The organism is Micromonospora sp. NPDC049836 (assembly GCF_044465125.1).
Lineage (GTDB): Bacteria > Actinomycetota > Actinomycetes > Mycobacteriales > Micromonosporaceae > Micromonospora.
Genome location: NZ_JBITLH010000003.1, coordinates 355020 through 375669, shown reverse-complemented (window position 1 = coordinate 375669; position 20650 = coordinate 355020). Strand labels below are relative to the sequence as shown.

The 20650-nt window shown below is 73.2% G+C and carries 21 protein-coding genes; 10 read left to right on the top strand and 11 right to left on the bottom strand.

Going from position 1 to position 20650, the window contains the following annotated elements; all coding sequences use genetic code 11:
• Nucleotide 1 precedes the first annotated feature (1 nt).
• From ACIBPB_RS09615 to ACIBPB_RS09605, 3 genes are all read left to right on the top strand, one after another.
• Nucleotides 2-1162: a glycerate kinase gene (locus tag ACIBPB_RS09615; RefSeq protein WP_396839118.1), complete on the top strand. Its 1161-nt coding sequence runs from the start codon at nucleotides 2-4 to the stop codon at nucleotides 1160-1162.
• A 232-nt stretch (nucleotides 1163-1394) separates the two neighbouring features.
• Entirely contained in the window at nucleotides 1395-1763 is a 369-nt protein-coding gene (erpA, locus tag ACIBPB_RS09610) for an iron-sulfur cluster insertion protein ErpA (protein ID WP_107079767.1), read from the top strand.
• Nucleotides 1764-1965: 202 nt separating this feature from the next.
• Nucleotides 1966-2943, top strand: a complete 978-nt coding sequence (locus ACIBPB_RS09605) for a carbohydrate kinase family protein (RefSeq protein WP_396839117.1) — start codon at nucleotides 1966-1968, stop codon at nucleotides 2941-2943.
• Between the two features lie 37 nt (nucleotides 2944-2980).
• Here the strand turns inward: ACIBPB_RS09605 and ACIBPB_RS09600 are convergent, their stop codons facing one another.
• Both ACIBPB_RS09600 and ACIBPB_RS09595 read right to left on the bottom strand, forming a co-directional pair.
• Nucleotides 2981-3211, bottom strand: a complete 231-nt coding sequence (locus ACIBPB_RS09600) for a sulfurtransferase TusA family protein (RefSeq protein WP_396839116.1) — start codon at nucleotides 3209-3211, stop codon at nucleotides 2981-2983.
• On the bottom strand, nucleotides 3208-4359 hold the full coding sequence (locus tag ACIBPB_RS09595) for a cysteine desulfurase family protein (protein ID WP_396839115.1): 1152 nt from the start codon (nucleotides 4357-4359) through the stop codon (nucleotides 3208-3210). The genes ACIBPB_RS09600 and ACIBPB_RS09595 overlap by 4 nt, the downstream gene beginning before the upstream one ends.
• A gap of 170 nt (nucleotides 4360-4529) precedes the next feature.
• On the opposite strand from ACIBPB_RS09595, the gene coxB reads away from it, so the two are divergent.
• Entirely contained in the window at nucleotides 4530-5501 is a 972-nt protein-coding gene (gene coxB, locus ACIBPB_RS09590) for a cytochrome c oxidase subunit II (protein ID WP_396839114.1), read from the top strand.
• A gap of 10 nt (nucleotides 5502-5511) precedes the next feature.
• Nucleotides 5512-5937: a cytochrome c oxidase subunit 4 gene (locus tag ACIBPB_RS09585; RefSeq protein ID WP_396839113.1), complete on the top strand. Its 426-nt coding sequence runs from the start codon at nucleotides 5512-5514 to the stop codon at nucleotides 5935-5937.
• A 268-nt stretch (nucleotides 5938-6205) separates the two neighbouring features.
• Here ACIBPB_RS09585 and ACIBPB_RS09580 read toward each other — a convergent pair whose 3' ends face one another.
• From ACIBPB_RS09580 to ACIBPB_RS09565, 4 genes are all read right to left on the bottom strand, one after another.
• Nucleotides 6206-6415 carry a hypothetical protein gene (locus tag ACIBPB_RS09580; protein ID WP_396839112.1) on the bottom strand — a complete coding sequence of 70 codons (210 nt, stop codon included), beginning with the start codon at nucleotides 6413-6415 and terminating at the stop codon, nucleotides 6206-6208.
• Nucleotides 6416-6542: 127 nt separating this feature from the next.
• The gene (trpD, locus tag ACIBPB_RS09575; RefSeq protein WP_396839111.1) at nucleotides 6543-7589 is read right to left on the bottom strand and encodes an anthranilate phosphoribosyltransferase; all 1047 of its coding nucleotides are present in this window, start codon (nucleotides 7587-7589) and stop codon (nucleotides 6543-6545) included.
• Between the two features lie 135 nt (nucleotides 7590-7724).
• Complete coding sequence (locus tag ACIBPB_RS09570) at nucleotides 7725-8123, bottom strand: hypothetical protein (protein WP_396839110.1); 399 nt, start codon at nucleotides 8121-8123, stop codon at nucleotides 7725-7727.
• A 78-nt stretch (nucleotides 8124-8201) separates the two neighbouring features.
• Entirely contained in the window at nucleotides 8202-9155 is a 954-nt protein-coding gene (locus tag ACIBPB_RS09565; RefSeq protein WP_396839109.1) for a cytochrome c oxidase assembly protein, read from the bottom strand.
• Between the two features lie 108 nt (nucleotides 9156-9263).
• On the opposite strand from ACIBPB_RS09565, the gene ACIBPB_RS09560 reads away from it, so the two are divergent.
• From ACIBPB_RS09560 to ACIBPB_RS09540, 5 genes are all read left to right on the top strand, one after another.
• Nucleotides 9264-9863, top strand: coding sequence for a heme-copper oxidase subunit III (locus ACIBPB_RS09560; RefSeq protein WP_357316357.1), 600 nt, complete (start codon nucleotides 9264-9266; stop codon nucleotides 9861-9863).
• A 72-nt stretch (nucleotides 9864-9935) separates the two neighbouring features.
• Nucleotides 9936-10769 (top strand): c-type cytochrome, encoded by an 834-nt coding sequence (locus ACIBPB_RS09555; RefSeq protein WP_357316354.1) that lies wholly within the window; start codon nucleotides 9936-9938, stop codon nucleotides 10767-10769.
• A 67-nt stretch (nucleotides 10770-10836) separates the two neighbouring features.
• Nucleotides 10837-11928 (top strand): ubiquinol-cytochrome c reductase iron-sulfur subunit, encoded by a 1092-nt coding sequence (locus tag ACIBPB_RS09550; protein ID WP_396839108.1) that lies wholly within the window; start codon nucleotides 10837-10839, stop codon nucleotides 11926-11928.
• A complete protein-coding gene (locus ACIBPB_RS09545) occupies nucleotides 11925-13556 on the top strand; it encodes a cytochrome b N-terminal domain-containing protein (protein ID WP_396839107.1) in 1632 nt (543 codons plus the stop codon). Before ACIBPB_RS09550 ends, ACIBPB_RS09545 begins: the two co-directional genes overlap by 4 nt.
• 209 nt (nucleotides 13557-13765) lie before the next feature.
• Nucleotides 13766-14446 carry a DUF4142 domain-containing protein gene (locus ACIBPB_RS09540; RefSeq protein ID WP_357316345.1) on the top strand — a complete coding sequence of 227 codons (681 nt, stop codon included), beginning with the start codon at nucleotides 13766-13768 and terminating at the stop codon, nucleotides 14444-14446.
• A 123-nt stretch (nucleotides 14447-14569) separates the two neighbouring features.
• Here the strand turns inward: ACIBPB_RS09540 and ACIBPB_RS09535 are convergent, their stop codons facing one another.
• The 5 genes from ACIBPB_RS09535 to ACIBPB_RS09515 all read right to left on the bottom strand — a co-directional run bounded on the left by ACIBPB_RS09535 (nucleotide 14570) and on the right by ACIBPB_RS09515 (nucleotide 20543).
• Entirely contained in the window at nucleotides 14570-14857 is a 288-nt protein-coding gene (locus tag ACIBPB_RS09535; protein WP_357316341.1) for an Lrp/AsnC ligand binding domain-containing protein, read from the bottom strand.
• 52 nt (nucleotides 14858-14909) lie between these two features.
• Entirely contained in the window at nucleotides 14910-15770 is an 861-nt protein-coding gene (locus ACIBPB_RS09530; protein WP_396839106.1) for a sugar phosphate nucleotidyltransferase, read from the bottom strand.
• 506 nt (nucleotides 15771-16276) lie between these two features.
• On the bottom strand, nucleotides 16277-16816 hold the full coding sequence (locus tag ACIBPB_RS09525; RefSeq protein WP_396839105.1) for an NUDIX hydrolase: 540 nt from the start codon (nucleotides 16814-16816) through the stop codon (nucleotides 16277-16279).
• A gap of 49 nt (nucleotides 16817-16865) precedes the next feature.
• On the bottom strand, nucleotides 16866-18656 hold the full coding sequence (locus tag ACIBPB_RS09520; RefSeq protein WP_396839487.1) for a RelA/SpoT family protein: 1791 nt from the start codon (nucleotides 18654-18656) through the stop codon (nucleotides 16866-16868).
• 129 nt (nucleotides 18657-18785) lie between these two features.
• Nucleotides 18786-20543: a DEDD exonuclease domain-containing protein gene (locus ACIBPB_RS09515; RefSeq protein WP_396839104.1), complete on the bottom strand. Its 1758-nt coding sequence runs from the start codon at nucleotides 20541-20543 to the stop codon at nucleotides 18786-18788.
• Between the last annotated feature and the right edge of the window lie 107 nt (nucleotides 20544-20650).

The window sequence follows — 20650 nt, the reverse complement described above, 5'->3', positions numbered from 1 at the left end:
GATGTGGCCTGCCACACTGCTCGGCATGCGCGTGCTGCTCTGCCCGGACAAGTTCGCCGGCACGCTGCCGGCCCCGGAGGTGGCCGCCGCGGTGGCCGAGGGCTGGCGGGAGGTCGCCCCCGGCGACGAACTGCTGGTCCGACCGCTCGCCGACGGCGGGCCGGGCTTCGTCGCGGTGCTCGCCGAGGCGCTCGGCGGGCGGCGGCTGGCGGTGCCCACCGTCGACCCGCTGGGCCGCCCGGCCGCCGGTGAGATCCTGCTCACCGACGACGGCAGCGCGTACCTGGAGAGCGCCCAGGCCTGCGGACTGCACCTGCTGTCGGCCGCCGAGCGGGACCCGAAGGCGACCACCTCGTACGGGCTCGGGCTGCTGGTGGCCGCCGCCGTCGAGGCGGGAGCGCGCACCGTGGTCGTCGGGCTGGGCGGCTCCGCCACCAACGACGGGGGCGCCGGCATGCTCATCCCGCTCGGTGTCACCCCGCTGGACGAGGCGGGCCGGGCCCTGCCGTACGGCGGGGCGGTCCTCGCGGCGGTGGCCGCGCTGGACGGCGCGCCCCGGATCCGTGGCGCTGCCCTGGTCGCCGCCACGGACGTGGACAACCCGCTGCTCGGGCTGCACGGGGCCAGCAACGTGTACGGCCCGCAGAAGGGCGCGAGCCGGGCCGACGTGCTGCTGCTCGACGCCGCGCTGGAGCGCTGGGCCGCGGTGCTGGAACGCGACCTGCCCGGCTGCCCGCCCGGCTTCGCCGCGCTACCCGGCGCCGGCGCCGCCGGCGGTCTCGGCGGGGCCGTGCTCGCGCTGGGCGGGCGGTGCGAGTCGGGCATCGGGCTGGTCACCCGGGCCATCGGGCTGGACGCCGCGCTGGACTCCGCCGACCTGGTGATCACCGGCGAGGGCTCGTTCGACCATCAGTCGCTGCGCGGCAAGGTGGTCGCCGGGGTGGCCGGGGCCGCCCGGGACCGCGGGCTGCCCTGCGTGGTGCTGGCCGGCCGGGTGAGCACCGGGCGGCGGGAGGCGGCCGCGGCCGGGGTGACCGACGCGTACAGCCTGGTGGAGCACTTCGGCGGCGAGGAACACGGCGGGCTGGAGGCGGCGATGGGCCGGCCCGCGGAAGGCCTGCGGGCGCTCGGCGCCCGGCTGGCCCGGCAGTGGAGCCGCTGACCCCGGCAGCGCCGCGCGGTCCGGCCGTGCCGTCGAGGCGTCGGTCCAGGGCGAGCGTCGGGCCCGCGCGGCGTCGGTCGGCGCGGCGCCGCCCGAGGAGTCCGTGGTCACGCCGCCGGGTGACCCGGCCGGGAGCGGCGTACGATCGGATCTGGACCACACCGGGAATCACTGGCGGACGCGGGACGTTGGCCAGTGCGTCCGGACCCATACCGCGCAGGGAGATTTCCACGTGACCACGCCAGCGCAGACCGAGTCGACCGAGGCCAAGGCCCCCAGCACCGTCGTCCTCACCGACGTCGCGGCGCAGAAGGTCAAGGCCCTGATCGAGCAGGAGGGCCGTGACGACCTGCGGCTCCGGGTCGCCGTGCAGCCGGGCGGCTGCTCCGGCCTGCGGTACCAGCTCTTCTTCGACGAGCGCTCGCTCGACGGTGACGTCGTCACCGACTTCGGTGGCGTCGAGGTCGTCGTCGACCGGATGAGCGCGCCCTACCTGGCCGGTGCGACGATCGACTTCGCCGACCGGATCGACGCCCAGGGCTTCACCATCGACAACCCGAACGCCGGCAGCTCCTGCGCCTGCGGCGACTCGTTCAGCTGAGTCGACGCCGGCGCGACGGCACCTGCCCGAACGGCGGGACCACCCAGCATGGGGTGGTCCCGCCGTTTTGTCGTACCGGTGGGTGTCCGTCCGGTGACGTCCGGATCGGCGGGGCCGGGCCGGCGGGCGACCTTCCTCCGTCCGGCCGTCCGGACCGACCGGTAGGCTGACCGGCGCCGTGCTCCCGACCACGAGGGTTGACATGAAGATCGCCGTGACCGGCTCGATCGCGACCGACCACCTGATGAGCTTCCCCGGCCGGTTCGCCGACCAGCTCCTCGCCGACCAGCTCGACAAGGTCTCGCTGTCCTTCCTCGTCGACGAGCTGGTGCTCCGGCGCGGCGGCACCGCCGCCAACATCGCCTTCGGGATGGCGCAGCTCGGGCTGCGCCCGGTGCTGCTCGGCGCGGTCGGCGCCGACTTCGCCGACTACCGCTCCTGGCTGGAGCGGCACGGCGTGGACTGCGACTCGGTGCACGTCAGCGAGGTGGCGCACACCGCCCGGTTCGTCTGCACCACCGACACCGACATGTGCCAGATCGCCTCGTTCTACGCCGGCGCGATGAGCGAGGCCCGCAACATCGAGCTGGCCCCGGTCGCCGGGCGGCTCGGCGGCCTCGACCTGGTGCTGGTCAGCGCCAACGACCCGGCCGCGATGCTCCGGCACAGCGCGGAGTGCCGGGAGCGCGGCTACGCCTTCGTGGCCGACCCGTCCCAGCAGCTCGCCCGGATGGACGGCGGCGACGTGCTCGGCCTGATCGACGGCGCCGACTACCTGATGACCAACGAGTACGAGAAGTCCCTACTGCAGAGCAAGGCGGGCCTGTCCGACGCGCAGCTGCTGGAGCGGGTGAAGGTGCGGGTCACCACGCTCGGCAAGCAGGGCGTGGAGATCGCCGGCCGGGACGTCGACCCGATCCGGGTCCCGATCGCCCGGGAGATCCACGCGATCGACCCGACCGGCGTCGGCGACGGCTTCCGGGCCGGCTTCTTCGCCGCCCTGAACTGGGGGGTCGGCCTGGAGCGCGCCGCCCAGGTGGGCTGCCTGCTGGCCACCCTGGTGCTGGAGAACTTCGGCGGCCAGGAGTACGACGTCCGCCGCGACCTGTTCGTCAAGCGGCTCGCCGAGTCCTACGGCGACGAGGCCGCCGACGAGGTCCGCCCGCACCTGCTGCCGTGATCCCGGCCGGGCCCGCCCCGGCGGGCGACCGGTCCGGTCAGCGGACGCGGCGGACGTCGTAGGCGTCCGGGTGCGCGGCGAGGAACTCCTGGCCGCGCATCCGGCACCAGGCCGGGATGTCCACGGCCGCGGCCGGGTCGTCGGCGAGCACCCGGACCACCGCGCCGACCGGCAGCTCGGGCAGCCGGCGGGCCAGGTGGATCACCGGCAGCGGGCAGCGCTGGCCCCGGCAGTCGAGCGTCTCCTCCGGCTCACTCCTCGCGCTCACAGGCCGGTCACTCCCGCCTCGGCGCGCAGGTCCGCGACGATCCCGGGCAGCTCGGCGAGGAACCGCTCGACGTCGGCCTCGGTGGTCTCCCGGTGCAGCGACACCCGGACGTTGCCGTGCGACAGCACCCCCATCGCCTCCAGCACGTGCGACGGGCGCAGCGTCGAGGAGGTGCACGACGAGCCGGAGGAGACCGCGAAGCCCCGCCGGTCCAGCGCGTGCAGCAGCGCCTCGCCGTCGACGTAGAGGCAGGAGAAGGTGACCAGGTGGGGGAGGCGGTCCACCGGGTCGCCGACCACCTCCACGTCCGGCACCTCGGCGGCCACCCGGGCCCGGATCCGGTCCACCAGGGGCGCCAGCCGGGCCGCCTCCGCCGCCGCGTCGGCCGCCGCCGCGCGCAGGCTCGCCGCCGCCGCGACCACCGCGGGCAGGTTCACCACCCCGGGGGTACGCCCCGACTCCCGCTCGTCGGCCGGGAACGGCGACTCCCAGCGGGTGCCCTTGCGCACCACCAGGAGCCCCACGCCGGGCGGCCCGCCCCACTTGTGCGCGCTGGCGCTCAGCACCGACCAGCCGGCCGGCAGCGGCGCCCGGCCGACCAGCTGGGCCGCGTCGACGTAGAGCGGCACCCCCGCCTCGGCGCACAGCTCCGCCGCCGCGGGTACCGGCTGCACCGTGCCCACCTCGTGACTCGCCCCGATCAGCGCGGCGAGGGCCACCCCGGGCGCGGCCACCGCCGCCGCCCAGGCGTCCAGGTCCAGCCGGCCGAGCCGGTCCACCGGTACGGAGACCGCCGTGCCGCCGGCGGCCACGTGCCGTTCGGCGGCGTGCAGCACCGCCGAGTGCTCGATCGCGGAGTGCACCAGCCGCGCACCGACCCGGCGCCGGCCGGCCAGCCCGCCCAGCACGGCGGCGTGCGCCGCGGTCGTACCGCTGGGGGTGAAGGAGAGCTCGTCGGCGCGGACGCCGAGGGCCTGCGCGGCGGCCTCCCGGGCGGCGTCGAGCAGTTGGCGGGCCCGGCGGGCCTGGCCGTAGAGGCGGGCGGGGTCGGCCCAGCCGTCGTCCAGCGCGGCCAGCAGCGCCTGTCGCGCGACCGGGTGCAGCGGGGCGGCGCTGGCCGCGTCCAGGTAGACCGGGGCAGCGTTCACGAGTACCGACGCTATCGCGCCGGTATGGTCAAGATCCCCCCGATGGGGGCGGACAGTGACCCCAAGACGGTCCGGCCAGTCATGGTCGAGTAATCTGCGACCGTCGGTGACGCCTTTGCCGTCGGTGTTGACGAAACAACCACCGCGGCGCGCTAGGGAGGCAGGACCAGGTGGTCGCAAGGAGTTCGGAGGTACGGCCGTCGGCCGTACGGCACAGCGCTTCCCCGGGGGTCGGTGGACGCCGGCGGCGTGGTGCTGGTCGACTCGCCGGGCTCGGTCTCGGCGGAGCGGCGCTGCTGGTTCTGCTCACCGGCTGCGACGTCGGCAAGGCGTTCGGCGGCTTCGGCTGGCCGCAGGGGGGCATCACCCCCGAGTCGCACCGCATGTACGACCTGTGGATCGCGTCCTGCATCGCGGCTCTCGCGGTGGGCGTGTTCGTCTGGGGCCTCATCTTCTGGTGCGTGATCCGCTACCGGAAGCGCGGCAACCAGCTGCCCGTGCAGACCCGCTACAACCTGCCGATGGAGTTCCTCTACACCATCGCGCCGGTCCTCGTGGTCTCCGTGCTCTTCTACTACACCGCGGTGGTGCAGACCGACGTGGTGAAGGAGTCGAAGAACCCCGACGTCACCGTCGAGGTCGTCGCCTTCAAGTGGAACTGGCAGTTCAACTACCGCGACGGTCAGGGCGCCGACGCCAACACGGTCGCCTCGGTGCTGGGCACCAGCGAGGTCATCCCGATCCTGGTGCTGCCGACCGGCAAGTCGATCCGGTTCGAGGAGCACAGCCGCGACGTCGTCCACTCGTTCTGGGTGCCGGAGCTGCTGTTCAAGCGCGACGTCATGCCGGGCAACATCCGCAACACCTTCGAGGTCTCCAGCCTCGACCAGGAGGGCCACTACGTCGGCCGCTGCGCCGAGCTGTGCGGCAGCTACCACGCCTTCATGAACTTCGAGCTGCGGGTCGTCTCCCCGGAGAAGTACGAGCAGTTCCTGGCGGCCAAGAAGGCTGGCAAGTCGACGCAGGAGGCGCTCCAGGCGATCGGCGAGGACCCGTACGCCACCGAGACCGAGCCGTTCAAGACGCGGCGGAACACGGCCAACTTCAACCCGTCCGACGCGACGGCCGGCGCGGGAAGCTGAGGGGTTCGGCATGAAGACCGAGTGGAAGATCTTCCTGATCGTCTCGACGTTCCTCTTCGGCGTCGCGATCCTCTACGGCGCCTGGACGTACGGCGAGGGCGGCCGGGTGGAGTGGGTCGGCACCGTGGCGCTGCTCCTCTCCGGCCTGCTGACCTCGATGTGCGGCGGCTTCTTCTGGTTCGTCTCGCGCCGGATCGACCTGCGCCCGGAGGACCGGGCGGACGGCGAGATCGCCGACGGCGCGGGGGAGATCGGCTTCTTCAGCCCGGGCAGCTACTGGCCGTTCGGCCTGGCCCTGGCCGCGTCGATCGCCGGCCTCGGCCTGGTGTACTGGCAGATGTGGCTGCTCGCGGTGGGCCTGGTCGCGGTGATCTTGGCCGCCTGCGGCCTGCTCTTCGAGTACTACACCGGCACCCGCCGCACCGCCGAGCACTGACCGACGACACCCGCAACGGCCCGCGTCCCGACGGACGCGGGCCGTTGCGTCTTTCCCGCCGACCCGGTCGGCGTCGGCCCCGGGCTGGACGCTCGGGCGTCGGCTGGACGCTCGGGCGTCGGCTTGAGGGCTCAGGCGTCGGCTGGCCGCTCGCGCGGCGCCGGCGTGGGCGGACGCCGGGGGCGCCCTGCGTGGGCGGACGCCGGGGCGGATGCCGGGGGCGGACGCCGAGGGCGCCCGGCGGCGGGCGGACGCCGGGGGGCGGTGGTCAGGCGGCGCGGGAGTGGGTCTCGCGGGAGCCGCCCGGGCGGCGGCGCAGGCGCGGCGGGCGGAAGGCGAAGGTGGCGATCAGCACGGCCGCGCCGCAGCCGGTGCAGACCAGCTCGGGGCAGTCGGCGCCGTGCCCGTCGACGCAGGGCGGAGCCTCGAACGGCACGACGTCCTGGCAGGCGTCGCAGTGGAGTTCGCGGTCCGACACGGGCCTCTCCTCTCGTTCCGGTGTCCGCCGGGGACGGTGCCCTTTCGGCGGAAAACGGAGAATTACTCCCGTGTAGTTTGGCACGCGGGTCCGACACGTCCGGCCGGACCCGCCCTCCGTCGCCGGCTCAGAGGGAGCGGGTGACCTCGAGCCAGCGCTCCAGGGTGGCCGCCGCCGCGCCCGAGTCGATGGACTCCGCGGCCCGGGCCATGCCGGCGCGTACCGCCTCGTGCAGGTCGCCGTCGAGCGGGCCCTGGGTGGCCAACGCCACGCCGGCGTTCACCAGCACGGCGTCGCGTACCGGGCCGGTCTCGCCGGCCAGCAGCCGCCGGGCCACGCCGGCGTTGTACGGGGCGTCAGCGCCCCGCAGGTCGGCCAGGGTGGACCGGGGCACCCCGAGGTCCACCGCGTCCAGCAGCGCCTCCCTGACGGTGCCCTGCTGGGCCACCCAGAGCCGGGTGGGGGCGGCCGTGGTGAACTCGTCCAGCCCGTCCTCACCGCGCATCACCACCACCGAGTCGCCGCGGGCGGCGAAGACGGCCGCCATCACCGGTGCCATCCGCAGGTCGAAGCAGCCGACCGCGCCGGCCCGGGGGCGGGCCGGGTTGGTCAGCGGGCCGAGGAAGTTGAACGCGGTGGGCACGCCGATCTCCCGGCGGACCGGGCCGGTGTGCCGCATGCCCGGGTGGAAGCGGCCCGCGAAGCAGAAGGCGATGCCGGCCTCGGTGACGCACCGGGCCACCTGCTCGGGCGTCAGGTCCAGCGGCACGCCGAGGTGTTCGAGCAGGTCGGCGGTGCCGCACGAGGAGGAGGCGGCCCGGTTGCCGTGCTTGACCACGCGGACCCCGGCGCCGGCCACCACCAGGGCGGCCATGGTGGAGATGTTGACCGTGTGGGCCAGGTCGCCGCCGGTGCCGACCACGTCCAGCGCGGTGGCCCGGACCTCCTCGGGCAGCTCGACCAGCACCGCCCGGTTGAGCATCGCCGCCACCAGGCCGGCCAGCTCGGCCGGGGTTTCGCCCTTGGCCCGCAGCGCCACCACGAAGCCGGCCACCTGGGCCGGGCTGGCGGCGCCGGAGATGATCTCGTCCATCGCCCAGGCGGCGTCGGTGGTGGAGAGCTCCTCACCGCGCAGCAGCGCGTTGAGCAGCAGCGGCCAGGTCCGTTCGCCCATGGCGGGCCTCCCGAGCGCGTGGAGGGCGGGTGTGGCGGCCGATCCGCCCGGCGGCGCCGCCGGGCGGCGGCTCAGGACCGGATCATGGCCGGAGGGGTGCCACGGCCGCGTCGCCGTGGCGCCGAGGGTGCCGGGTCAGGCGGCGGCGGCGGTGCGCTGCAGCAGTTCCGCGACGGTGGTGCCGGCGGTCACCGGGTCGAGCGGGTAGGTGAGGGTGGCATCGACCTCGGCGTACGCGGCCAGCCAACGGTCGGCGGCCCGGGCGATCACCACGCAGGTCGGCGGGGCGTCGTCCCGGTCGTCCTTGATCTGGCGGGCGATCCCGATGCCGCCGCCGGGACTGGCCTCACCGTCGAGCAGGAGCAGGTCGATCTCGTAGTCGTCGACCAGCCGGATGCACTCGGCGTACTCGGACGCCTCGGCGAACTCGATCTGGAGCCCCGGCGCGGGTCGGGTGCCGACCGCGAGCCGCATCCGGTCGCGGACCTTGGGGTCGTCGCTGTAGAGCAGGACGGTGCACAGACGATCGCTCATGCCTTACTTGCTCCCACCTCGTAGCTGCCCGCTGATCGTAGCGGGCGTCACATCCGGCCCGTCGCTCCGCCCTGTCGGTCAGGCGCTCGCCTCCGCGGCGCGCTCGCGGGCCTCCTGGCGGTCCAGTTCGCGGTCCAGCCGGCGGGCCTCCCGCTCGGACTGCTTGATCCACTGGACCACCAGCACGGCCAGCATGGTGACGCTGACGAACTCGCCGCCGGCCCAGAGCACCCCGCCGGCGACCACCTGGTCGTTCCACGGGTCCGACCAGCTCAGGTGCAGCGACGGGTACCAGTCGCCGCCGAACAGGGTGGTGCTCTGCATGATGGTGAGCCCGAGCACGGTGTGGAACGGCACGGAGAGCACCATCAGCAGCGCCCGGGCCGGGTACGGCCAGCGCCCGGGCAGCGGGTCCAGGCCGAGCAGCGGCCAGAAGAAGACGCAGCCGGTGGCGATGAAGTGGGCGTGCACCAGTTCGTGCGCCCAGTCGTGCGCGAGGGTGTACCCGTACAGGTCGGTGAAGTACAGCGCGAACGGGTTCACCACGAAGATGGCGAAGGCCACCAGCGGGAAGCTGTAGACCCGGGCCACCCGACTGTGCACGATCGCCAGCAGCCGCTTGCGGGGCCGCAGCGGCAGGGTGCGCAGGGCCAGGGTGATCGGCGCGCCGAGGGCCAGGAAGATCGGCGCGACCATGGCGAGCACCATGTGCTGCACCATGTGCACCGACAGCAGCGTGGTGTCGTAGGCGCCCAGGCCGCTGAGCGTCACCGCGGCGATGCCGCCCAGGCCCGGGCCGAGGAAGCAGATCGTACGGATCGCCGGCCAGCGGTCGCCGCGCAACCGCAGCCGGTACACCCCGTAGAGGTACACGCCCGCGGCGAGCACCAGCGCGAGGCCGAGCCAGTTGTCGAGCTGGGCCTCGGTGAAGACCCGGGCGACGGTGAACGGTGGGACGCTCCCACCGCCGTCGGCCAGGGTGGTCGCGACGGCACCCGAGGTGGCGGCGAAGATCGGATCGACGTGCAGCACGCTTTTCAGGGTAGGTCAGGCGAAGCGGACCACCCCGATCGGGCCACTGTTGGCGCAGGTTTGCCACCCCGCTGATCGTCGGTCCCGGTCAAGGGCAATAATGACCGCGTGACTGCGGCCCCAGCCATTGACAAGAGCCGGATCCACTCCCTGACGCGACCCAACATGGTCAGCGTCGGGACGATCGTGTGGCTCTCCAGCGAACTCATGTTCTTCGCGGCGCTGTTCGCGATGTACTTCTCGATCCGCGCGGCGGCGCCGGAGCAGTGGGAGAAGCACACCGAGATCTTGAACATCCCCTATGCGACCACCTTCACGGTGATCCTGGTGCTCTCCTCGGTGACCTGCCAGCTCGGTGTCTTCGCGGCCGAGAAGGGCGACGTGCACGCCCTCCGCCGGTGGTTCACCCTCACCTTCGTGATGGGTCTGATCTTCGTCCTCGGCCAGGCGAACGAGTACCGCAACCTGGTCCACGAGGGCGTGAAGATCAACGCCGACGGGTACGGGTCGATGTTCTACCTGACCACCGGCTTCCACGGCCTGCACGTGACCGGCGGTCTGATCGCCTTCATCATCTTCATGGTCCGTACGACCATGGGCCGGTTCACCCCGGCGCAGGCGACGTCCGCCATCGTCGTGTCCTACTACTGGCACTTCGTCGACGTCGTGTGGATCGGGCTCTACGCCATGATCTACTGGCTCCAGTGATCTTGGCGCGTCACGAACCGCGCCGCTGCTCCGTCCCCTGAGACAAGGTCCAACCGGTTAAGGACACAGGTCATGACTTCTGACAACGACCGCCGACGCGGTCTGCTCGCGCGGCTGCGCGGGCGGCCCGTAGCGCGCAGCAGGGGCCGCCGCCGGCTGGGTGCCGCGGTCCGGCTGGCCGCCGCGCTGATGCTGGCCGGCGGCGCCTACACCGCCTTCGCCCCCGGTGTGCAGGCGCAGGACAACCCGCCCCTGAGCGCCGCCGCGAACGAGGGCAAGGCGCTGTTCGACGTGAGCTGTGTGACGTGTCACGGTCGCAACGCCCAGGGCGTCGAGGGTCGCGGTCCGAGCCTGATCGGCGTCGGATCGGCCTCAGTCGAGTTCCAGGTCAGCAGCGGTCGCATGCCGATGGCCCGGCAGGAGGCCCAGGCCATGCGCAAGCCTCCGCAGTTCACCGACGAGCAGGTGCGCCAGCTCGGCCAGTACATCCAGGAGCTGGGCGGTGGCCCGCAGGTGCCGAACGGCAACCTGCGCGAGGGCGCCAACGTGTCCACCGGTGGCGAGCTGTTCCGGATCAACTGCTCGCAGTGTCACGCCTTCGGCGGCGGCGGGGGCGCGCTCTCCTCCGGCAAGTACGCGCCGAGCCTGCACCCGGCCAGCGACCGGCAGATCTACGCCGCGATGCTGAGCGGCCCGCAGAACATGCCGGTGTTCGGTGACAACCAGATCACTCCGGAGCAGAAGGCGGACATCATCGCCTACATCCAGGAGACCCTGAAGCACGACCAGGACCAGGGCGGTTTCAACCTGGGCCGGTACGGCCCGTCGACCGAGGGTCTGGCGATCTTCCTGGTCGGCATCGTCGCGCTGGTCTTCGCGAGCCTGTGGATTGCGGGCAAGTCGTGACCGAGCGGATCATTCGTTTCAGTGCTGTGACGCCGACCCCCGGCGTCACCCGTAGCGAGGTGACGGCATGAGCACCCACACCGAGCACCAGGCCCCGCAGGGCCGGGAGCCGCTCGACGTGAACGACCCCCGGGTGTCCCGGTTCGACATCGTCCAGGAGGGCGCCCGGCGGGACGACATCGAGATCGTCCACTACGAGCCGCAGGTGGTCGCCGGCAGCCGGGCCGAGCGCCGGGTTACCCGTACCGTCGCCTCGTTCTTCCTGCTGACCGGCCTGGCCGCCACCGCGTTCCTGATCATCTACATCTGGTGGCCCTGGCAGTGGGAGGCCGGTCGCGGCGGCGACAAGCTCTACACCCCGCTGCTCGGCCTGACCCTCGGCGTCGCGCTGCTCGGCATCGGCTTCGGCATCCTCACCTGGGGCAAGAAGCTGCTGCCCAAGGAGGTCTCGATCCAGGACCGGCACGACCAGCCGGGCCCCCCGGAGGAGCGCACGATCACCGGCCAGACGATGCTCTACATGGCCGACGAGATGGGCGTGCGGCGCCGTCCGCTGCTCGGCATCTCGCTGCTCGCCGGCCTGGCGCCGGTCGGCGCGGTCGCCGCGGCGCCGCTGATCGGCGGGCTGATCAAGAACCCGCACGACAACAACCAGATGTTCACCACCGGCTTCGCACCGGCCGACGGCGGCAAGACCAAGATCCGGCTGATCCGCGAGGACGGCCGGCCGATCCGGCCCGCCGACGTCAGCGTCGGCGGCCAGCTCACGGTCTTCCCGGGCGTCGACGGCGGAGTGAGCAACAAGTACGCCGACTCGCCCACCCTGCTGATCCACCTGCGCGAGGACGACGCGCAGAAGTCCCGCGCGGCGAACGCGACCAAGGGACACGGCGACTACATGTGGGGCAACTTCGTCGCGTTCTCCAAGATCTGCACGCACGCCGGTTGCCCGGCCAGCCTCTACGAGCAGCAGACCAACCGCCTGCTCTGCCCCTGCCACCAGTCGCAGTTCCTCATCACCGACAACGCCAAGCCGGTCTTCGGCCCGGCGAACCGGCCGCTGCCGCAGCTGCCGATCGAGGTCGACGAGGAGGGCTTCTTCGTGGCGAAGTCCGACTACACCGAAACCATCGGTCCCGACTTCTGGGAGCGGCCATGAAGCGCCGAAAGTTTGATCCGGCCGCGCTGCCGGCCAAGACCGCCGGGGCGGTGGACGACCGCTTCCAGGTGGCCACCCCGCTGCGCAAGCTGCTGAACAAGGTCTTCCCCGACCACTGGTCCTTCCTGCTGGGCGAGATCGCGCTCTTCTCGTTCATCGTCCTGCTGCTGACCGGTGTCTTCCTGACCTTCTTCTTCGAGCCGGCGATGACCGAGGTGACCTACGACGGCAGCTACGCGCCGCTGCGCGGCACCCCGATGTCCGCCGCGTACGCCTCCAGCCTGGACATCTCGTTCGATGTCCGGGGCGGTCTGATCATGCGGCAGATGCACCACTGGGCGGCGCTGCTGTTCATGGCCGCGATCGTGGTGCACATGCTGCGGGTCTTCTTCACCGGCGCGTTCCGCAAGCCGCGGGAGACGAACTGGATCATCGGCTCGCTGCTGTTCTGGGTCGGCTTCCTGGCCGGCTTCACCGGCTACTCGCTGCCGGACGACGGCCTCTCCGGCACCGGCCTGCGGATCGCCTCCGGCATCATCCTGTCGATCCCGGTGATCGGCTCCTGGGTCAGCTCGTCGATCTTCGGCGGGGAGTTCCCGGGCACCATCATCATCAGCCGCTTCTTCATCGCCCACGTGCTGCTCATCCCGGCCCTGCTGGTGGCGCTGATCAGCGTGCACCTGGGCCTGGTGTTCAAGCAGAAGCACACCCAGTGGCCCGGCCCCGGCCGGACCAACGAGAACGTGGTCGGCGAACGGATGTTCCCGCGCTACGCGCTCAAGCAGGGCGGCTTCTTCATGGTCGTCTTCGGCGTGATCGCGCTCTTCGGCGGCCTGTTCCAGATCAACCCGATCTGGTACTTCGGCCCGTACGAGGCGTGGGTGGTCTCGGCGGCCAGCCAGCCCGACTGGTACGTCATGTTCCTCGACGGCTCGACCCGCCTCATGCCGGCCTGGGAGATCTCCATCCCGATCGGCGACGGGTACGTCATCCCGCCGCTGTTCTGGCCGACGGTCGTGCTGCCGGGCATCCTGGTCGGCCTGTCGACGATGTACCCGTTCCTGGAGGCCCGCCGCCTCAAGGACTACAAGCACCACAACCTGCTCCAGCGGCCCCGGGACGTACCGGCCCGGACCGGCGTGGGCGCCATGGCGGTCGCCTTCTACATCGTGCTGACCCTCTCCGGCGCCAACGACGTCATCGCCGACAAGTTCCACATCAGCTTGAACGCGATGACCTGGGCGGGCCGGATCGGGCTGCTGGTCGTCCCGCCGCTGGCCTACTACTTCACCTACCGGCTCTGCCTGGGTCTCCAGCAGCACGACCGGGAGGTGCTGGCCCACGGCGTGGAGACCGGCATCATCAAGCGGCTGCCCGACGGCCGGTTCGTCGAGGTCCACCAGCCGCTCACCGCGGTCGACGGGCACGACGGCCACGGCCCGGCGCTGGACTACGTCGGTTGGGTCGTCCCCAAGAAGATGAACCGGCTGGGGGCCCTCGGCCCGGCCATCCGGGGCTTCTTCTACCCGATCGAGAAGCCGGCCGAGGCGCCGGTCTCGCCGGGGCACCCGCCGGTCGAGCCCCGAGCGGAGCGCGAGGAGATTGGCAGCGGCGAGAGCCGGCGCTGACCCCCGAGAGCCGACACACCGTGGCGCCCGCCGGATCTCCGGCGGGCGCCACGGCCCGTTTCCGGGCCGTTCGTCCCGTCCCGCCCGTCGGGTGACCGGCGGTGCCGCTCCGCCACCTCGCCGCTCCCCGACACGGACGGGTGGAATCGCAGGAATAACCCCGGTCAGCCGGGTATCCGTGCGGTCCAACGTCTCAAGGGGGGGAAAGCATGTTGGGAATCAAACGCCTGGGCCTGCTGGCCGCGCTGGTGCTCGTCGGCCTGGCACCCGCAGCGGCCGCGCAGGCCGCGGCGCAGCCGTCGACGCAGGACACCCAGTACCTGCAGGCGGTGCACCAGGTCAACCTGTTCGAGATCACGGCAGGTAACCTGGCGCAGCAGAAGGGCAAGAACCAGCAGGTCAAGGACCTGGGCAAGATGTTCGTCACGGACCACACGCAGCTGGACCAGACGGTGCAGTCCACCGCGCAGCAGCTGAACGTCCAGCTGCCGGGCGACCCGACGGCCGACCAGCAGAAGGTCCTCGACAAGCTGAACAACGTCAGCGGCGCCGAGTTCGACAAGGCGTGGGTGACCGCCCAGCTGGCCGGCCACGTCCAGGCCATCCAGGCCACCCAGACGGAGATCTCGCAGGGCTCCGAGCAGTCGGTGGTCCAGATCGCCCAGGACGCCCTGCCGGTGCTCCAGGCGCACTACGACGCCCTGGTGGCGTTGGCCCAGACCCTGGGTGTCCCGGTCCCGCAGGCCAGCGCCAGCGGCACGCCCAGCCCGGGTGGTACCGAGTCGCCGGCTCCGGGTGGCACCGAGACCGAGTCGCCGGCTCCGGGTGGCACCGGCACCGAGGAGCCCGCTCCGGGCACCACGGAGACCCCGGTGCCCGGCCAGAGCTGACCCACCGCACGGCCGACCGTGGCCGGCTCGCCCCGCCGGGGTGGGCCGGCCACCGGCGTGCTCAGCCCGGGTCGGCCCGGCCACCGGCGTGCTCAGCCGGGTTGGTCCGGCCTACCGACGTGCTCAGTCGGCGTTGGCCAGCCCGATCGCGAACGCCTCCTCCAGGTCGTGCTGCGAGTACGCCCGGAACGCGATGTGCGACTGCGTGTTGATCACGCCCGGCACCTTGGAGATGCTGCCGGCGATGACCTGGGCGATCTGGTCGAACTCGCGGACCCGCACCATGGCGATCAGGTCGACGTGCCCGGCCACCGAGTAGACCTCGCTGACACCGGGCAGGTTGGCCAGGGTCTCGGCCACCTCGGGAATGGAGTCGGTGGCGCAGTCGATCAGCACGATCGCGGTGATCACGGGACATTTCTCCGTTCGTCGGCGTCGTCGCCCATGCTAGAGGTTGTGCCGTTCACGCCGTCCCCGGCCGCTCGATCCGCCCCGCCGGCACGGTCAGGTCCGCGCCGACCCGGATCGCGTCGGTGAGCCGCTCGTCCGCCCGTACCGTCGCGCCGGGCCAGACCACCGCCCGGGTAACCGCGCCGCGCACGATCGCGCCCGCCCCGACCACCGCCCGGCGCACCGGCCCGGTCACCGTCGCTGACGGGTCGACCAGGCAGCCGTCGCCGGCCGCGTGCAGGTTGGCCGCCAGGTAGTCGGCCGGGGTGCCGGTGTCGACGAAGACCCCCCGGTAGGGCACCACCTCCAGCGCGCCGGCGGCCTCCGCCGGCCGCCACACCGCCCGGACCAGGTCACCGAAGGTCGCCGGCAGGTCCCGGACCAGCCGCCACGGCAGCAGCGAGAACCCCACGAACCGGTGGCCGCTGAAGGTGCCGGGCGCCGCCGGGTCGTCGGCCGGCTGGCCGAGCAGGCGTACGCTCCGCCCGTCCCAGCCGTCCAGCAGCGCCGCCACGTCCGGCCCCGGCGGGGCGTCCGGATCCGCCAGGTACGCGTCGGCGTTGCCGACCAGCACGCCCCGGCCGGCGATCCAGTCCCGCAGGTTGCCCAGGCCGCCCGCGGTGCCCAGCGGCGCACCCGGCTCGACCGAGAGCCGGGCCCGGTCGCCGACCCGGGCGACCACCTGCCCGCCCAGGTAGCAGGCGTTCACCGCGACCCGCCCCGGGCCGGTCAGGCCGAGCCCGGCGAGCCGGTCCAGGGCCCGGTCCAGCAGCGGCACGTTGCCGACCGGGCAGAGCGCCTTGGGCACCCGCTCGGTCAGCGGTCGCAGCCGGGTGCCCTCGCCGGCGGCGAGCACCACCGCGCAGACGTCCACCGCCGCCCGCCAGCCCGGACCGCTCGACCCCGTGCCCCGGGACCCGCCCGCGCCGTCCGGACCACCGGGTCCGGCGGACCTGCTGGGCCGGTCCGGGCCATCGGGTCGGTCCGGGCCGTCGCGCCCGTTCGGTCGGTCGGATCGGTGCGGGCCGTCGGGTCGGTCCGGGCCGTCGCGCCGGTCCGGTCGGTCGGGCCGGTGCGGGCCGTCGGGTCGGTCCGGGCCGTCGCGTCGGTCCGGTCGGTCGGGGCGGCTCGGGCTGTCGCGCTCGCCCGGGCGATCCGGGCGGTTCGGGCCGGCGGCTGGGCCGGGGGATTGCCCGCCGGCGTCGGCGGAACCGCCCCGGTCGTCGCGGTGGTCCAGGTCGTTCGGGCCGTCGGGGCCGGTGGGGCGCTCGCCGCCGGCGGGGCCGGTGCCGGCCCGGCCGGCCGGGCCCGCGGGTCGGTCCGGGCCGGCCGGGCCGGTCGCCCGTCGCGCGCCGCCCGGCCGGCGCGGGCCGGGGCCGGTCACGAGCCGGACGGCGGCACCGGCGGCGTGTCGCCGGCGCGCGGGCCGATGCCGTAGTAAGCGAGCAGGTTGGCGGTGGCCCGGCTCAGCCGGGGCAGGTCGTCCAGCGGGTGCCAGGCCGCTTCGTAGACCTCGGCGCCGTCCACCGTCAACTCCGTCGTGGAGGCCGGCACCTCGGCCTCGAAAACCACGTCCACCCAGCCCTTGGCGTGCACCACCGCGTTCGGCACCGCCGGGCGGAGCCGCTCCGGGGCGAGCCGGACGCCGGACTCCTCGTACAGCTCGCGGGCCGCGCCGACCACCGGGGCCTCGCCGCGCTGGAGCAGGCCGGCCGGGAGGGTCCAGCTGTGTCCGGGCGGCTGGCGCAGCAGCAGGATCCGCCCCGCCCCCTTGGCCTCGGCGTCCCGGACCAGCGCGACCGCGCCGACGATGTACTTCGGCACGGCGAGGCGGACCAGCCGCCGCCGCAGCGGCACGGGCAGCCGGTAGAAGAGCTGGTAGCCGAGGGCCCGTCCGGTGGCACGCGCGCGGGGGATCATGCCCGTAAGGCTAGTTGCCGCGCGGCCCGCCCGGGCGACGGGCGTTCACCTACTGGCGGTGGTCGACCAGATCGATCAACTGCTCGACCACGGCGTCCGGCTCGACCGCCCGGTCGAAGACCGCCACCAGCAGGGTCTCCAGGTCGGGGTAGCCCAGCTCCTCGGAGAGACGCAGCAGCGGCAGGTCGCTGGCCAGCCCTCGGTTGTGCTTGCGCAGGGTCAGGCCGATGGTGGCCCGGCCCAGGCGTACCTTGTCGGCGATCGAGATGCCCGGCTCGGTGTGCTCGGCGAACCAGCGGTTGATCTGCATCTGGGCGTGCGGTGACTTGACGAAGCCCAACCACTCGCGGCGCGGCCCGCGCGGGGCCGCGTCGGCCTCGAACCCGCTCTCCGCGTCGTTCTCGGTGAAGATCTCCACCACGTCGCCGTCCTCCAGTTCGGAGGAGAGCGGCGCCAGCCGCCCGTTGATCCGCGCGGCGAGGCAGTGGTCGCCCCGCTCGGTGCCCAACTCGTACGCGAGGTCGACCGGGGTGGCGCCGGCCGGCAGGACCACCTGCCGCCCGTCGGCGACCACCTGGATCTGGGCCTCCGCCAGGTCGCAGCGCAGCGACTCCATGAACTGCGTCGGGTCGACCGTCTCCTGCTCCCAGTTGAGCACCCGGCGCAACCAGGCCAGCTCGTCGGCGCGGTCGGTGGCCCGGCCGGTCGACCGCGGGAAGCGGTAGTGCGCGGCGATGCCGTACTCGGCGTCGCGGTGCATCTCCTCGGTGCGGATCAGCACCTCCACGGTCCGGTCGTGTGGACCGCAGACGCTGGTGTGCAGGGACCGGTAGAGGTTGTTCTTCGGCGAGGCGATGAAGTCTTTGAACCGGCCCGGCACCGGCCGCCACAACCCGTGCACCGCACCGAGCGCGGCGTAGCAATCCGTCGCCGGACCGTCCACCACGATCGCGATGCGGGGCAGGTCGTACGGGGCCGCGTGCCCTCCGGCCACCGTGTCCTTCCAGATCGAGTAGAGGTGCCGGGGTCGGGGCGAGACCTCGGCGTCGACCCGGTTGCGGCGCAACGCCACCTTCGTCCGGGCCACCACGTCGTCGAGGTACGCGTCCCAGCCCGGCCGGTCGTGCACGTGCCGGGCGATCCGGGCGTGCTCCTCGGGGCGCAGGTGCAGCAGCACCACGTCGTCCAGTTCGCGTTTGAGGGTCTGGATGCCGAGCCGGTCGCAGAGCGGGACCAGCACCTCCAGCGTCTTGCGCGCGATCCGCTCCCGGGAGGCGGCGGACCGCACGCCGAGGGTGCGCATGTTGTGCAGCCGGTCGGCCAGCTTGATGATCAGCACCCGGACGTCCTTGCCGGCCGCGACGATCATCTTGCGGACCGTCTCCGCCTCGGCGGCCGTGCCGTAGAACGCCTTGTCGAACTTGGTCACCCCGTCGACCAGGTGGGCCACCTCGCCGCCGAAGTCCTCCTGGAGCGCCTGGAGGGTGTAGCGGGTGTCCTCGACGGTGTCGTGCAGCAGCGCGGCGACCAGGGTGGTGGTGTCCATGCCGAGGTCCGCGCAGATCTGGGCGACCGCGAGCGGATGGGTGATGTACGGCTCGCCGCTCTTGCGGAACTGGCCGCGGTGCATGTTCTCGGCGATCGTGTAGGCCCGGCGCAGGACCGAGGCGTCGGCGTTGGCGTGGATCCCGCGGTGCGCGCGGACCAGCGCGGTGACCGGGTCGTTGTCGGTGGTGGGCCAGGTGAGCAGGGAGCGCAGCCGGCGGGTCAGCGGCAGGTCGCCGGGCTGGGTCGGAAGGGCGCCGCCCAGGGCGGCGCCGTGTCCGGCGTCGACGTCCACCTGGGACACCTCCTCACCCGGGCCCCCAGGGCCGCCCTGACCGGCGACCGGGAGCAGGCCCGCGAATCGGGCAGGACTGCACTTCTCCAACAGCCTAAGCGAGGTGACGTCGTCCGATCGGACAGTTGGTCATGAGCGTTCGGTCGAGAGTTGCCGGGACCCTCCGTTCTCCGCCTTCGCCAACAGGGCCCGGAACCGGCCCGCGCCAGTGATCGGGGACGCCCAGCCGGCGGAGGCCTCCACCAGCCGGGTCTCCGGTCGCTCCAACCAGGACAGGATGCGTTCGGTCTCCTCGGCGGTGGCCGCCGGGACCGGACCGTGCCCGGGCAGCACCGTCTCCGCGGTGGCCCGGATCGCGGCGATGGTCGGTCGCGGGTGGACGCCGGGCGGGGAGACGCCCGCGCCGGCCAGCCGGCCGTGCCGGATCAGGGCCAGCTCCCAGCCGCCCCGGGCGGCCGGGCGGGCGGCGGCCAGCTCGGCGATCCCGGTCAGCGCGGCCAACCGCTGCATCCGCACCGCCGCGCGCAGCACCGCGGCCAGCCGGGCACGCACCACCGCGGCCTCCTCGTAGCGCTGGGCGGCCGAGAGCGCCTCGATCCGGGTGAGCAGGGCGTCCACCACCACCCGCGGGTCGTCGGTGGTGGCCGTGCGGAACGGGGCGGCGGCGACGTCCTCGTACTCCGCCGGGCTGATCCGGTGCTCGCACGGCGCCGGGCAGCGACCCAGCTCGGCCAGCGCGCAGGCCGGCATGGTGGTGCGCCGGGAGAGCCGGTGCGTGCACTGGCGCAGCGGCACCGCGTCGTGGAAGCCGGCGGCGGCCAGCTCGGCGGCCTGCTTGGACCGGAACGGGCCGAGGTAGGCGGTGTCGGTCGGGGCGAGGTCGCGCACGATGGACAACCGCGGGTACGCCTCGTCGGTCAGCTTCAGCCAGACCTGCCGCTCCGGATACTTCGAGCGGCGGTTGTACGGCGGCGCGTGCGCCGCGATCAGCCGCAGCTCGCGCACCTCCGCCTCCAGCGAGTGGGCGCACTCCACCGCCTGCACCCGCTCGGCGGCGGCCAGCATCTCGGAGATCCGGGCCCGCTTCTCCGCGGCGGTGAAGTAGCTGCGCACCCGGGTGGCGATGTCGCCGGAGGTGCCCACGTAGAGCGGCCGGTCGTCGGCGGCCCGGAAGATGTAGACCCCGGGCACCTTCGGCAGCCCGTCGGCGAGGTGCCGCTTGCGGCGCTGGGTCGGGGTGACCGCCCGGGCGAACTCGATCGCCTCGCCGACCGTGTCCACCCGGTGCCCGCCGAGCCGCCCGATCAGCCCGTGCAGCACGTCGACAGTGGCCCGGGCGTCGTCCAGCGCGCGGTGGGTCGGCTGGGTGGCGGTGCGGAAGTAGGCCGCCAGGGTGCCCAGCTTGCGGTTGGGCACCTCGTCGCGGGTCAGCACCCGGCGGGCCAGCGCCGCGGTGTCCAGCACCCGCGGGTTCGGCCAGCGGTAACCGTGCTTGACGCAGGCGGCCTTGAGGAAACCCACGTCGTACGGGGCGTTGTGGGCCACCAGCACGGCGTCGGCGATGAACTCCAGGAAACTCGGCAGCACCTGCTCGATCGGCGGGGCGGGCAGCAGCATGGCCTGGGTGATGCCGGTCAGCACGGTGATGAACGGCGGGATCGGCACCCCCGGGTTGACCAGGGTGGCCAGCACGCCCAGCTCCTCGCCGCCGCGTACCTTGACCGCGCCGATCTCGGTGATGCCGCCGCCGTCGGGCGCGCCGCCGGTGGTCTCCAGGTCGACCACCACGAAGGTGGTCGCGTAGAGCGGCAGCGCGGGGTCGACCCCGCCGCCCGCCACCCGGTCCAGGCCGGCCAGCGCCTCCTGGACGTACTCCGCTGCGGTCACCCGCGGGACGCTAGCGGCCGGGTCCGACACTCCCGTCCCAGCGGTCCCAAGCGTCACAGCGGGGTAGGATGAGAGATCGGCTCACTCACCGGGCGGTGGGCCCGTTC

Bases quoted from the DNA above. Each gene is read 5' to 3' on its own strand.
- ACIBPB_RS09615 (WP_396839118.1), top strand. From the start codon at position 2: ATGTGGCCTGCCACACTGCTCGGCATGCGCGTGCTGCTCTGCCCGGAC.
- ACIBPB_RS09605 (WP_396839117.1), top strand. From the start codon at position 1,966: ATGAAGATCGCCGTGACCGGCTCGATCGCGACCGACCACCTGATGAGC.
- ACIBPB_RS09585 (WP_396839113.1), top strand. From the start codon at position 5,512: ATGAAGACCGAGTGGAAGATCTTCCTGATCGTCTCGACGTTCCTCTTC.
- trpD (WP_396839111.1), bottom strand. From the start codon at position 7,589: ATGGGCGAACGGACCTGGCCGCTGCTGCTCAACGCGCTGCTGCGCGGT.
- ACIBPB_RS09570 (WP_396839110.1), bottom strand. From the start codon at position 8,123: ATGAGCGATCGTCTGTGCACCGTCCTGCTCTACAGCGACGACCCCAAG.
- ACIBPB_RS09555 (WP_357316354.1), top strand. From the start codon at position 9,936: ATGACTTCTGACAACGACCGCCGACGCGGTCTGCTCGCGCGGCTGCGC.
- ACIBPB_RS09550 (WP_396839108.1), top strand. From the start codon at position 10,837: ATGAGCACCCACACCGAGCACCAGGCCCCGCAGGGCCGGGAGCCGCTC.
- ACIBPB_RS09545 (WP_396839107.1), top strand. From the start codon at position 11,925: ATGAAGCGCCGAAAGTTTGATCCGGCCGCGCTGCCGGCCAAGACCGCC.
- ACIBPB_RS09540 (WP_357316345.1), top strand. From the start codon at position 13,766: ATGTTGGGAATCAAACGCCTGGGCCTGCTGGCCGCGCTGGTGCTCGTC.
- ACIBPB_RS09525 (WP_396839105.1), bottom strand. From the start codon at position 16,816: ATGATCCCCCGCGCGCGTGCCACCGGACGGGCCCTCGGCTACCAGCTC.